The 13,350-nt window shown below is 57.9% G+C and carries 9 protein-coding genes; all 9 read left to right on the forward strand.

The genetic code is table 11. The annotated features are described in order from the left end of the window. Positions 1-449: 449 nt before the first annotated feature. The 9 genes from NH461_RS14010 to NH461_RS14050 all read left to right on the forward strand — a co-directional run bounded on the left by NH461_RS14010 (position 450) and on the right by NH461_RS14050 (position 13,291). The gene (locus NH461_RS14010) at positions 450-2,129 is read left to right on the forward strand and encodes an ABC transporter substrate-binding protein (RefSeq protein ID WP_261600942.1); all 1,680 of its coding nucleotides are present in this window, start codon (positions 450-452) and stop codon (positions 2,127-2,129) included. 136 nt (positions 2,130-2,265) lie between these two features. Further along, positions 2,266-3,252, forward strand: coding sequence for an ABC transporter permease (locus tag NH461_RS14015; protein ID WP_261600943.1), 987 nt, complete (start codon positions 2,266-2,268; stop codon positions 3,250-3,252). Positions 3,253-3,254: 2 nt separating this feature from the next. Next, a complete protein-coding gene (locus NH461_RS14020; RefSeq protein WP_261600944.1) occupies positions 3,255-4,280 on the forward strand; it encodes an ABC transporter permease in 1,026 nt (341 codons plus the stop codon). Continuing rightward, entirely contained in the window at positions 4,280-5,251 is a 972-nt protein-coding gene (locus tag NH461_RS14025) for an ABC transporter ATP-binding protein (protein ID WP_261600945.1), read from the forward strand. Before NH461_RS14020 ends, NH461_RS14025 begins: the two co-directional genes overlap by 1 nt. A 27-nt stretch (positions 5,252-5,278) precedes the next feature. Next, positions 5,279-6,274, forward strand: a complete 996-nt coding sequence (locus tag NH461_RS14030; protein ID WP_261600946.1) for an ABC transporter ATP-binding protein — start codon at positions 5,279-5,281, stop codon at positions 6,272-6,274. 10 nt (positions 6,275-6,284) lie between these two features. Beyond that, the gene (locus NH461_RS14035) at positions 6,285-8,021 is read left to right on the forward strand and encodes a glycoside hydrolase family 9 protein (protein ID WP_261600947.1); all 1,737 of its coding nucleotides are present in this window, start codon (positions 6,285-6,287) and stop codon (positions 8,019-8,021) included. 4 nt (positions 8,022-8,025) lie between these two features. After that, entirely contained in the window at positions 8,026-8,901 is an 876-nt protein-coding gene (locus NH461_RS14040; RefSeq protein WP_261602917.1) for a BadF/BadG/BcrA/BcrD ATPase family protein, read from the forward strand. Positions 8,902-8,911: 10 nt separating this feature from the next. Then, on the forward strand, positions 8,912-10,879 hold the full coding sequence (locus NH461_RS14045; protein WP_261600948.1) for a beta-N-acetylhexosaminidase: 1,968 nt from the start codon (positions 8,912-8,914) through the stop codon (positions 10,877-10,879). A gap of 6 nt (positions 10,880-10,885) precedes the next feature. Continuing rightward, positions 10,886-13,291 carry a GH36-type glycosyl hydrolase domain-containing protein gene (locus tag NH461_RS14050; RefSeq protein ID WP_261600949.1) on the forward strand — a complete coding sequence of 802 codons (2,406 nt, stop codon included), beginning with the start codon at positions 10,886-10,888 and terminating at the stop codon, positions 13,289-13,291. Positions 13,292-13,350: the final 59 nt, after the last annotated feature.

Here is a 13,350-nt window from a genome sequence, read left to right on the forward strand (position 1 = left end):
TTTCAGATTCTGAGAAGCCAATCACAACAAATCCCACCCTAAATTTTCCGCCGGGAAATAACCTGCCCGAGGCACCGTGCGTTACATCACACACCGTATTAAAATCACACAAAGCTCTTTTATATAAATAAGATGGAAGATAGTAACCACTCACAGTAGACAGCAATTCACCGTACCTCAAATGCGATGTAGCGCACAGGCAGCACGCCTTACTGATGATACTGACAGTATTTTTTTGACGGATTTAACAGGGAGCCGGCTTATTTTAACGTTTTTAACGGGATCGCAGATTGACGGAACTGTCAATCAGGGGTTTCCTTAAGGCACTGAGAGCCTACAAGGCCATTCGCTGCGGCGCAGTACCCTGCCATTGCGGAGTAGGTTCAAAGCACCCTACGGGGATTTTTTTCCATAAGTGAAACTTAAGCGCAATCAAGTAAGGAACAGCTATGCTTGCCAATATCAACAAGAAAAAACTCTCGCTTGCAGTGATTGCTGCAACGTCGACCATGCTGACCGCGCCTGTCGCCACCGCATCAGAGCGTGCGGAACTGACCATGGTCCCTAAGTTCTTCCCAACCTTTGTTCGTAACTTTAACCCGTTCCTGGAAACCCAGCTCGATACCGTGCAGGACTTCATCTATGAGCCACTGGTTGTCTTCAATGAGCTCCAGGGGAACAAGCCGGTCATGCGTCTGGCGACAGACTACTATATGTCTGACGATCTCAAGCAGGTCACCTTTGAAATCCGCAAAGGCGTCAAATGGTCCGACGGCAAGCCCTTTAGCGCCGAAGATGTGGCATACACCTTCAACCTGCTGAAGAAGCATCCGGAGCTGGACCGCACCGGGATCAACGTCCGCCTGAAATCAATCAAAGCTGCGGGCAACAAAGTGGTGTTTGACCTCACCGAAGCCAACTCGAACGTCCCTTACCTGATCAACGAAGTGTCTGTCGTCGCCAAGCACGTCTGGAGCAAAGTTGGCGATCCAACCCGCTTTACCAATGAAAACCCGGTCGGCACCGGTCCCTTTACCCAAATTGATACATTCACCCCGCAACTGTACACCCAGTGCCGCAACCCGAACTACTGGGATAACGACAACCTGGACGTAGACTGTCTGCGCCTGCCACAAATTGCCGGCAACGATCAGTTCCTCGGCCAGGTGCTGAGCGGCAAGTTCGACTGGACCTACTCGTTCATCCCGGATGTCGACAGCACCTACGCGGCTGCCAGCCCGGATAACAAATACTGGTATCCGGCCGGCGGGACCCAGGCTTTCATGCTGAACTACAAATCGCCAAAAGACGGCAACCGCGAAGCGATCAACAACATCGACTTCCGCCGTGCCTTCTCGATGGCCATTGACCGTGAAACCATCATCGATATCGCCTTCTACGGCGGCGGTGTGTTGAACGACTACGCTTCAGGTCTGGGCAAAGCCTTTGCGGCATGGTCTGATGACAAGGTGTACAACCAGTACAAACCGTTCATGACCTACAACGTTGCCAACGCTAAAGCCCTGCTGAAAAAAGCCGGCTTTAAAGATACCGATGGCGACGGCTTTGTCGAAACGCCGACCGGCAAGCAAATCAGCCTGACCATTCAGTCCCCGAATGGCTGGACTGACTTCAACAATACCGTTCAACTGGGTGTTGAAATGCTGCAGGAAGTCGGAATTCAGGCCAAGGCCAGCACCCCGGATTTCTCGGTCTATAACCAGGCGATGCTGGATGCATCTTATGATGTTGCCTATACCAACTATTTCCACGGCGCCGACCCGTACACCTACTGGGACAGCGGTTACCACTCACGCTTCCAGGCCAATGAAGGCATGCCGCGCTTCGCGCTGCACTACTGGACCAATGCGGAGCTGGACAAGCTGCTAAACGGCTTCTATAAAACCGCGGATCGTGATGAGCAGCTGAAAATTGCGCACAAGGTTCAGAAGATTATTGCGGAGAACCAGGTGACGATTCCGGTGATGTCCGGGGCCTACACGTCGCAGTACAACACCGCGCGCTTTACCGGCTGGTGGAACGAGAAGAATCCGAAAGGACGTCCGATGCCAATCACCAACACGCAAGAGCGTCTGCTGCAAGTCCTCGACTTGAAACCAAAAGCATAATTATTACTTAATTTGCGGTGCGCGCCTTGCGCACCGCCTCTTCAACCTCCCCCTCCTGTCGTACATGGCCACTGGTCAGGGGAAGGTGTGTCTTAAATCTGGTCGGATAATACGCTGGATGATTAAGGTGTGAGTTATGGGATTTTTTCTGAGACGACTGAGTTTTTATCTGGTTGCCCTGCTGGTGGCAATTACGATCAACTTTATTATTCCCCGGGCAATGCCGGGCGACCCGGTGACCATGATGTTCGCCAATGCCTCGGTGCAGGTAACCCCGGAGCGGATTGCCGCGATGAAGGAGCTGCTGGGCTTCGTCGATGGGCCACTGTATTACCAATATCTGGTTTACCTCAAAAGCATCCTGTCCTGGGATCTGGGGATTTCAATCCAGACCTACCCGCAAACCGTCAATGACATGCTCGGCGGCGCCGTCGGCTGGTCCCTGTTCCTGGCCGGCACGGCGGTTATCCTGGCCTTCTGTATCGGCTCCATTCTGGGGATCTTCGCGGCCTGGAAACGCGGCAGTAAATACGATGCCTTTATTTCCCCGGGCATGATGGTGATCCAGGCCGTCCCGCCGGTGGTGGTCGCGATGCTGGTGCTCTATACCTTCGCGATCGGTACCAAGTGGTTCCCGTCGACCTATGCCTATACCGCCGGGACAACGCCGGACTGGACCAGTTGGGCTTTCTACAAAGATGTCGGCTACCACGCGGTGCTGCCGCTGTTCTGTGCCACCATCATTCAGATCGGCGGCTTCCTGATCAACATGCGAAACAACATGATCAACCTGCTCAACGAAGACTACATCACCATGGCCAAGGGCAAGGGCCTGAACGAGAACCGGGTGGTGTTCAAATACGCGGCGCGAAACGCCATGCTGCCGAGTGTGACGGCCCTGTCGATGGCGATTGGGATGGCGATTGGCGGCCAGCTGATCATCGAGATGATTTTCAACTATCCGGGTCTGGGCACCGTGCTGCTGAATGCGATTAATGCCCGTGATTACCAGGTACTGCAGGGCCAGCTGCTGATCATGACCCTCTTTATGCTGTTCTTTAACTTCCTGGCGGACCTGCTGATTGTCGCCCTGGATCCTCGTCTGCGCAAAGGAGGGAAATAACCATGAAAGGCCTGATAAAACTACTCCGGAGTAACCCGAAGGCAATGGCCGGGCTCACCATTATCGTGCTGTTCGTAATGGCCGCTGTGTTTGCCCCGCTGCTGGCCAAACACGCCCCGGACAAAAGGACCGGTAACCCGCACGAATACCCGGCGTTTGTGGTGAAAGCCGCGCAACACAGCCCCGATGGCTGGGTGGCTGAAAACCTGGCAGACAGCAGCCGCACCCTGCGCCTGTCCAAAAAAGCTGACCATGCACTGGGCACCACCCGCATGGGCCGGGATATCTGGGCCCAGGTCCTGTACGGCGCACGGACGTCGCTGGCCGTCGGCTTTGGTGCCGGGTTTATGGTCTGCTTCTTAGCCACTGTGGTGGGCGTCTCTGCCGGGTACTTTGGCGGCCGGGTCGACGATATCCTGTCGGCAGCCATGAACATCATGCTGGTGATCCCCCAGATGCCGCTGCTGTTTGTGATTGCAGCCTTTATCGGCCAGGCCGGTCCGCTCACCATCGCCATCGTGATCGGGATGACCTCCTGGGCCTGGGGTGCACGGGTGGTCCGGGCACAAACCCTGTCGCTGCGGGAGAAAGAGTTCGTCAAAGCTGCGGAAGTGCTGGGCGAGTCCTCCTGGCGGATCATCATGGTGGAAATCCTGCCGAACCTGATCTCGATTGTCGGCGCCAGCTTCATCGGCTCCGTCATGCTGGCCATAATGACCGAGGCAACCTTGTCCTTCCTCGGCCTGGGTGACCCGAACTCCATCAGCTGGGGCATCATGCTCTACAACGTCCAGGCTTCTTCGTCCATGCTGGTCGGCGCCTGGTGGGAACTGCTGACCCCGTGTATTGCCCTGACCTTCATCGCCATCGGCCTGGCGCTGCTGAACTTTGCCGTCGATGAAATTGCCAACCCGCAGCTGCGCTCGCACAAAGGCATGCGCCGCTGGAAAAACCTGGCGCAACAGAACAAAAATAAAACGCCGGCCGCTGTCGCGACACAACCGGCCCTTGAAGGGGGAGAAAAATAATGACCAACCCACAGATCTCCATTCGCAACCTGTGCGTCGACTACATCACCGATGCCGGCGACGTCCGGGCCGTCAACAATGTCAGCTTCGACATCGGCAAAGGCGAGGTCTTCGGTCTCGCCGGCGAATCCGGCTGCGGTAAATCCACCGTCGCCTTCTCCCTGATGCGCCTGCATAAGCCGCCGGCGTTTATCACCGGTGGGGAAGTGCTGTTTGACGGCCATGGCGACATCCTTCAGTTCAGCGAGGCCCAGATCAACGCCTTCCGCTGGAGCGAGATTTCCATGGTGTTCCAAAGTGCGATGAATGCCCTCAACCCGGTGCTGACCATGGAAGAGCAATTCTGTGACGTGATTATGCGTCACACCAACTTCACCCGTCAGCAGGCGATCCGCCGGGCCGAAGGCCTGCTGGAGATTGTCGATATCCACCCGAGCCGGCTGCAGGATTATCCGCACCAGTTCTCCGGCGGCATGCGCCAGCGCCTGGTGATCGCCATCGCCCTGGCCCTGAACCCGAAAATGATCATCATGGATGAGCCGACCACGGCTCTGGATGTGGTGGTCCAGCGCGAGATCCTGCAAAAGATCTACGCCCTGAAAGAAGAGTTTGGCTTCTCCATCCTGTTCATTACCCACGACATCTCGCTGATGGTCGAGTTCTCCGATCGCATCGGGATCATGTACTCGGGTGAGCTGGTCGAAGTGGCACCATCCAAACAAATCCTCGAAACCCCGTTCCACCCGTACACCGAGGGACTGGGCAGCTCGTTTCCGCCGTTGACCGGCCCGAAAACCCGGTTGACCGGGATCCCGGGCAACCCGCTCAACCTGCTGGAAGTCCCGACCGGATGCCGGTTCCAGGCCCGCTGCAGCAAGGCCCATGACGCCTGTTTCAGCCAGCCGACCCTGCTGACCCAGCTGGAGCCGAACCGTTTTTCCAACTGCCATCTGTTTACCAAACGCAGTTAAACCAGAACAAGAATCGAGGAAACCAAGATGAGTGCACCCGTTGGACAGCCGATTGTCGAAGGCAAGAACCTGATCAAAGACTTTCAGGTCAACAGCAACTCTTTGAAAAAGCCCATGATGCGGGCGATCAACGACGTATCCTTCAAGATGTACAAAAGCCGCGGCCTGGCCGTGGTGGGGGAATCCGGCTCGGGCAAGTCCACCACCGCCAAAATGATCGCCAAGATGTACGCCCCGACCGACGGCCACATCGAATACTACGGCCGGGATATCAGCGAGATCACCAAGCGCCGGGAGCTGATGGAGTACCGCCAGGGCATCCAGATGGTCTGGCAGGATCCGTTCGGATCGCTGAACCCGACCCACACCATTTTTCACCATATTGCTCGCCCGCTGCTGATCCACAACAAGGTCAGCAAGGGCAACAAGAAAGAGCTCGAAGAGCGGGTCTACAGCCTGCTTGAGCAGGTCGGCCTGATCCCGCCGAAAGAGACGGCGGCCAAATACCCCCACCAGCTCTCAGGCGGCCAGCGCCAGCGGGTCAACCTGGCCCGCAACATCGCGGTTGGTGCCGAAGTGGTACTGGCCGATGAGCCGACCTCGATGCTGGATGTGTCGATCCGGGCCGGGGTGCTCAACCTGATGGAAGAGATGAAATTCGAGCGCAACATGGCGCTGCTCTACATTACCCACGACATCGCCACCGCGCGTTATATCGCCGAGGATCTGGCCGTGATGTACGTCGGCCACATGGTGGAATGGGGCGATACCGAGGAAATCATCCATGATCCCCAGCACCCGTATACCCAGTTGCTAATTTCTGCCGTGCCGGATCCAAGCAAATCGATCCACGAAAAACTCAAGGGCAACAAAGGGGAGATCCCGCTCTGGACCCCGGACAGCACCGGTTGCCCGTTTGCCGGCCGCTGCACTCACGCCACGGACAAGTGTCGCGAGCAACTGCCGGGCGTGACCCAGTTGTCCGAAAACCACTTCGTCCGCTGCTACCAGTATGAGCACTAAGGAAGACATCATGCAGTTGTTGACCAACCACCTCGGCTATGAGCGTTTCGGCGCCAAGCAGGCAATTGTCCTGGCAGCCCCGGACTTGGCGCTGGCACCGGCGGAGCTGCTGCGCTGCGCCGACGGCCAGCCGGTGATGGAAATGCCGGTCCGGGTCGACGGCCCAATCGACCAATGGCACACCGGCCATGCCTACTCGGTTGATTTCAGCGCGTGGACGGCGTGCGGCCAGTACCAGGTGCGCCTTGCCGATGTGGTGTCCCCGCCATTTACCATTGCCGAAGGCCTGCTGCTGAACCGGACCTTCAGCGATGTGCTGCATTATTTTAAATCCCAACGCTGCGGCGGGATCTTTGACCGCGCCGATCGCAACGCCCCGCTGCTGGGCAGCGGGCAAACCGTGGATGTCCATGGCGGCTGGTATGACGCCTCGGGTGATGTCAGCAAATACCTCAGCCATCTTTCATACAGCAACTATTTCAACCCGCAACAGACCCCGATGGTGGTCTGGAACCTGCTCAAAGCCTTCGAGTTGCTGGACGGTGAAACCGCAATTGCCGATATCACCCGGATCCGACTGGCCGAAGAAGCCTGTTTCGGCGCTGAATTCCTGCTGCGGATGCAGCACCCGGACGGCTACTTTTACATAACGGTGTTTGACCAGTGGAGCAAATCCACCGCCAAGCGGGATATCTGTGCCTACGCCACCCAAAAAGGGATCAAATCGGACGATTACCAGGCCGGATTTCGTCAGGGCGGCGGCATCAGTATCGCAGCCCTGGCAGCGGCAGCACGCCTGTTGCTGACCCCGACGGCCGAGCGCCTGGGTCTGGCCGAGCGCAAGCTGAGCCGCACGTGTCTGGCAGCCGCAGAGCACGGCTACTGGCACCTGGTCGAGATGAACCACCATTACCTCAATGACGGCGTGGAAAACATTATTGATGAATACTGCGCCCTGCTGGCTGCGGTAGAGCTGTACCGGTCCACCCAGGATGAGCGCTACCTGGAGCAAGCCCGGCAGTGGGCCGATAAACTGGCCGCCCGCCAGCAGTCGGACGCACAGCAACAGCACTTCTGGTCAGCCACGCCGGACGGCAGCCGCCCATATTTCCATGCTGCCGAAGCCGGCCTGCCGGCCATCAGCCTGATGCAGTACCTCGATATCGAGCCGGCACCGCAGCACCACCAGCGGCTCTGTCAGGTGTTAACTCTGGCCCTTGAATTTGAACTGCGCATTACCGGCGAGGTCACTAATCCGTTTGGCTACCCGCGCCAGTATGTCCGTCCGGTGGATGGCGAGAAATGCAGCCAGTTCTTCATTCCCCACCATAACGAAACCGGTTACTGGTGGCAGGGGGAGAACGCCCGCCTGGCCTCGCTGAGCGCCATGGCTTATCTGGCCCAGCGCCATCCTATCACCCCTGCCCTGAAAGCGGCGCTGAAAGTCTACGGGCACCGGCTGACCGACTGGATCCTGGGCTTGAACCCGTTCGATATGTCGATGCTGGACGGCCACGGCCGCAACAACCCGGACTACCTGCCGGAACTGGGCTTCACCAACGCCAAAGGCGGGGTCTGTAACGGCATCACCTCAGGATTCGACAATGAGCGGGATATTGCCTTTAAACCCGCACCACATGATCAAAACATGGATCAGAACTGGCGCTGGGGGGAGCAGTGGATCCCCCATGGCGGCTGGTACTTACTGGCCATCACGACGCAATTTAAGGAGCGACACCATGACTGACACCATCCGTTATTACGTCGGGGTTGACGGCGGCGGGACCTCTTGCCGCGCCCGCATCTGTGATCCGGACGGCCGCCTGCTTGGCGAAGCCAAAACCGGCAGTGCCAATATCATGCTCGGCAGTGCCGTGGCCATGGGCTCGATTCAGGATGCCATCGCCACCGCAGCCGCCCAGGCTGGCCTCACCGATGCCGATTTTTCCGCCATGTCCGTTGGCCTGGCACTGGCCGGCGCCGAACAAAAAGAGGCCTGGTATGACTTTATGGCCCAGCCGCATCCGTATGGCGCTATCACCTTAAATACCGACGCCTACGGCGCCTGTCTGGGAGCCTGGAAAGGAGAAGAAGGCGCCATTTTGATTGCAGGCACCGGCTCCTGCGGCATCTTGCTCAAAGACAGCGCGCAGCAGGTGGTCGGCGGCCGGGAGTTCCCGATTTCCGATCATGGCGGCGGTGCTGTGATGGGGCTGCGGCTGATCCAGCAGGTCCTGCTCAGTGTCGACGATATTGTGCCGCAAACCCCGCTGGCCCAGCAGGTGTTGGCCCACTTCAACCAAGATGTGGATGCCATTGTCAGTTGGTCGAAAACGGCCCGTCCGTGTGATTACGGCCAGTTTTCACCGGCCATTTTCGCCCATGCCGCCGAAGGCGACACCTTAGGGATTGAGATGCTGCGCCAGACCGCTGCCGATGTCGAAATGCTGCTGACGGCACTGTTTACCCGTGGTGCCGGTCAGGTGTGCCTGATGGGCAGTATCGGGGAGCGGATTGTGCCTTGGCTGGCTCCACCGTTTGCCGCCCGCCTGGCCGAGCCTCAGGGCGATGCGATGGATGGTGCGCTGGCCATGGCCAAAGGGTCCCACAACCTGTACCCGTTATGAAGGACAAACCATGAGTTATCGTCTTGATCTGACCGTGATCAGCCAACACGAGCAACAGTCTCGCTTTGGCCTGACGTTACACAACCTCAGCGATCAGGCGCTGGAAAACTGGTCCCTGCACTTTACCTTTGCCCGCTGGATCCCGGTTGAAACCCTGTCTGCCGGGCAACTGGAACAGCTCGGCAGCTACTGCGTCTTGCGTCCGTCCCAACCGGAGACGCTGGCAGCCAATGGTCATTTCTATACCGAATTTGCGCTGGAGACCACGCCGTTCCTGCTTCACGACCAGGGGATCCAGGATGCCTTTATCAATACGGCGCCGGATGATCACCCGGTGCAGCCTCTGCCGGTCGAAATCACCTCGCTGAGCCTGCTGGAGCCACCGGTCGAACAACTGTCGATCCCGCTGCCGCCGGCCAAGGACATTTCCCTGATCCCCCTGCCGGATTCGCTGATCCGACTGAACGGGGAATTCAGGCTCAATGCCGACGTCGCCCTGTCAGTACCGACCGCGCTGGCGGCAGGTTGCGCGCGCTGGCTGCAAAGCGAGCTGGAGAGTCTGCTGCACGATGACATCCAGGTCGCACCGCAGGGGCAAATCCGCTATCACCACGATGACACCCTGACCGAAGGGGCCTACCTGCTGGAAGTCACGCCGAACACGATCTGGCTGCGGGCCGGCTCGGCCGCCGGGTTTACCCATGCCACGGCCAGCTTGCTGCAACTGATCCCGACGACACCGGCGCACCACGTGCAGGCCTCATACCTGCTGCCTGCGGTCAGTATTTCAGATCAGCCGAACTACCCCTACCGGGGCATGATGGTCGACTGCGCCCGGCATTTTCACCCGGTGCGTCGTCTCAAGCACCTGATCAATCAGATGGCGCGCTACAAGTTCAATTATCTGCATTGGCATCTGACTGACGATGAGGGCTGGCGCCTGGAAATCGAGGCCTATCCGGCTCTGACGGACATCGGCGCCTGGCGCGGCCCCAATGAGGCGCTCAAGCCACAGTTTCTCAACATCAACCGGCGCTACGGCGGCTATTACACCAAGGCCCAAGTCCGGGAGCTGATTGCCTATGCCGGCGATCGGGGGATCACCCTGATCCCGGAAATCGATATTCCCGGCCACTGCCGGGCCGCAATCCGCTCGCTGCCGGCGTTGCTGGTCGATCCTGAAGATCGCTCCAAGTACCGCAGCATGCAATGCTACCCGGACAATGTCCTGTCGCCGGCACTGCCGGGTACATACACCTTCCTCAAGACCGTACTCCAGGAAGTGTGCGAGCTTTTCCCCGGCCCTTACGTTCATATCGGCGGCGATGAAGTCCCGGAAGGCGCCTGGATCGACTGCCCGGCCAGCCAGGTCCTGATGGCGCAATACGGCTACCGGGATCGACTGGAGCTTCAGGGGCACATCCTGCGGTTTGCAGAAGACGTATTGCGCAGCCACGGCAAACGCATGATGGGCTGGGAGGAGGCCACCGAGGGCGACAAAATCAGCAAGCAGACCGTCGTGCTGTCCTGGCGTAGCGAAGAGGCCGGCCTGACCAGCGCCCGGGCCGGATTCGACGTCGTCATGCAGCCCGGCCAATACACCTATCTCGATATGGCGCAGGGTTTCTCGGCCGACGAACCCGGGGCCAACTGGGCCGGCAGCCTGCCGTTAGACACCGTCTACAGCTATCGCCCGCTGGCTTCACTTGAGGCCGACGATCCGGTCCACCAGCATATTCTCGGGATCCAGGCCGGCTTATGGTCCGAACACATCACCACCCAAAGCCGGTTCGAATACATGATCTACCCGCGCCTGCTGGCCATTGCCGAACTGTGCTGGACCCGGCCGGAACTGCGCCACTGGCAAGACTTCAAAGCCCGACTCAGCGGACAGCTTCGCTATCTCGACCTGGTCGGCATTAATTACCGTCGCTGTGAGTTACCGCTTGCAGCCAAGAAAAATCATGAAAAGGACTGATGCACCATGAAATACGGCTATTTTGACAATGACAACCGCGAGTATGTCATCACCCGCCCAGACGTCCCGGCGCCATGGACCAACTATCTGGGAACCGAAAAGTTCTGCACCGTGATTTCGCACAACGCAGGCGGTTACTCTTTCTATCAATCACCGGAATATAACCGGATCACCAAATTCCGCGCCAACGCCAGCTTCGATCGTCCGGGCCACTACGTGTACCTGCGCGATGACGTCAGCGGAGATTACTGGTCCATTTCCTGGCAACCGGTGGCCAAAAGCCTGGAAGAAGCCACCTATGAAGTCCGTCACGGCCTGTCTTACTCCACCTTCAAGTGTGACTATAACGGTATCTCAGCCCGCAAGACCCTATTTGTTCCCAAAGGGGAAGACGCTGAAATCTGGGATGTGGTGATCAAAAACGACAGTGACACCCCACGTACCCTATCGGCGTTCTCGTTTGTCGAGTTCTCGTTCAGCCATATTCAGTCGGACAACCAGAACCACCAGATGAGCCTGTACTCGTCCGGGACTTCCTACGAAGATGGGGTGATCCTATGCGATCTGTACTACAACACCGATGACTTTACCGGCTTTTACTACCTGGCTTCGAGCTTCGACCCAGACAGCTTTGACGGCCAGCGCGACGCCTTTATCGGCCCTTACCGGGACGAGTCCAACCCGCTTGCCGTCGAGCAAGGTCGATGCAGCAACAAGGTCCAGACCTGTTACAACCAGTGTGGTTCGCTGCATAAACAATTTACCCTCCAGCCGGGCGAAGAGATCCGCTTTAACTTCATTCTCGGCATCGGCAAGCACGAAGCCGCCCGGGTACGCGCCAAGTATCAGGATTTTGCCGAAGTTGATGCGGCGCTCGAAGCGATCAAAGCCCACTGGGACAGCCGTTGCAACAAGTTCCAAGTGAAGACACCGAACGAAGGCCTGGACACCATGATCAACGCATGGACCCTGTACCAGGCTGAAACCTGTGTGGTGTGGTCCCGTTTTGCCTCCTTCATCGAAGTCGGTGGCCGTACCGGTCTGGGCTACCGCGATACCGCTCAGGATGCGATTTCAGTCCCTCACTCGAACCCAGGCTCGACCCGTAAGCGTCTGGTTGATCTTCTGCGTGGCCAGGTGAAAGCCGGTTACGGTCTGCACCTGTTCGATCCGGACTGGTTCGATCCAGAGAAAGCCGACGTGAAACCATCGAAGTCACCCACCGTCGTCCCGACACCAAGTGACGAAGACAAGATCCACGGTATCAAGGACACCTGTTCTGATGACCACCTCTGGCTTGTACCGACCATCATTAACTACATTCAGGAAACCGGCGAAGAAAGCTTCCTTGATGAAGTGATCCCGTATGCCGATGGCGGTAATGCGACCGTTTACGAGCACATGAAAGCAGCGCTGGACTTCTCCGCAGAATACGTGGGTCAAACCGGTATTTGTAAAGGTCTGCGCGCTGACTGGAATGACTGTCTGAACCTGGGCGGCGGCGAATCAGCGATGGTTTCTTTCCTGCACTTCTGGGCCCTGCAAGAGTTCGTCGCTCTGGCGAAGCACAAAGGTAAAGCGGCAGATATCGAGAAATACACCGAAATGGCAGCGAACGTGCGTGAAGCATGTGAACAACACCTGTGGGATGACGAAGGCGGTTGGTACATCCGGGGTCTGACAAAGGACGGCGACAAAATCGGGACAGCACAGCAAACCGAAGGCCGTGTGCACCTTGAGTCAAACACGCTGGCGGTGCTCTCTGGCCTGGCCTCTCAAGAGCGCGGTGAGAAAGCAATGGATGCCGTGGATGAAAACCTGTTCTCTGAGTACGGTCTGCACCTGAACTCGCCATCTTTCGCGACACCGAACGATGACATCGGCTTCGTGACACGCGTATACCAAGGCGTGAAAGAAAACGGTGCCATCTTCTCGCATCCAAACCCATGGGCCTGGGTGGCCGAAGCCAAACTGGGCCGTGGCGACCGGGCCATGAAGTTCTATGACGCGCTGAACCCATATAACCAGAATGACATGATCGAGAAGCGGGTTGCTGAACCTTACTCTTACGTGCAGTTCATCATGGGGCGCGACCACGAAAGCCATGGCCGTGCCAACCACCCATGGCTCACGGGGACGTCTGGCTGGGCATACTTTGCCGTGACGAACTTCATTCTGGGCGTGCAAACGGGCTTCAATGGCCTGACGGTTGAGCCATGTATTCCGACAGCCTGGCCGGGCTTCGAAGTCAGCCGCCAGTGGCGTGGTGCGACCTTCAACATCAAGGTCGAAAACCCGGATCACGTCAGCAAAGGGGTTGTCTCGGTCACTCTGAACGGCGAAGCGATTGACGGCGCGATTCCGGCGCAACCGGCTGGCTCAGTCAACACCGTCACGGTGATCATGGGCTAACCCGGATCGGGGGTGGGCTGCCCACCCCCGTTTTTTGAAAACCATCTTTCAAGCCAAGG

Origin of the sequence: Photobacterium sp. TY1-4, from assembly GCF_025398175.1 — a bacterium.
Taxonomy (GTDB): domain Bacteria; phylum Pseudomonadota; class Gammaproteobacteria; order Enterobacterales; family Vibrionaceae; genus Photobacterium.

What these genes read in the sequence shown, in the direction of transcription:
- NH461_RS14010 (WP_261600942.1), top strand. Translation starts at nt 450, where the DNA reads ATGCTTGCCAATATCAACAAGAAAAAACTCTCGCTTGCAGTGATTGCT.
- NH461_RS14030 (WP_261600946.1), top strand. Translation starts at nt 5,279, where the DNA reads ATGAGTGCACCCGTTGGACAGCCGATTGTCGAAGGCAAGAACCTGATC.
- NH461_RS14015 (WP_261600943.1), top strand. Translation starts at nt 2,266, where the DNA reads ATGGGATTTTTTCTGAGACGACTGAGTTTTTATCTGGTTGCCCTGCTG.
- NH461_RS14025 (WP_261600945.1), top strand. Translation starts at nt 4,280, where the DNA reads ATGACCAACCCACAGATCTCCATTCGCAACCTGTGCGTCGACTACATC.
- NH461_RS14020 (WP_261600944.1), top strand. Translation starts at nt 3,255, where the DNA reads ATGAAAGGCCTGATAAAACTACTCCGGAGTAACCCGAAGGCAATGGCC.
- NH461_RS14045 (WP_261600948.1), top strand. Translation starts at nt 8,912, where the DNA reads ATGAGTTATCGTCTTGATCTGACCGTGATCAGCCAACACGAGCAACAG.
- NH461_RS14035 (WP_261600947.1), top strand. Translation starts at nt 6,285, where the DNA reads ATGCAGTTGTTGACCAACCACCTCGGCTATGAGCGTTTCGGCGCCAAG.
- NH461_RS14050 (WP_261600949.1), top strand. Translation starts at nt 10,886, where the DNA reads ATGAAATACGGCTATTTTGACAATGACAACCGCGAGTATGTCATCACC.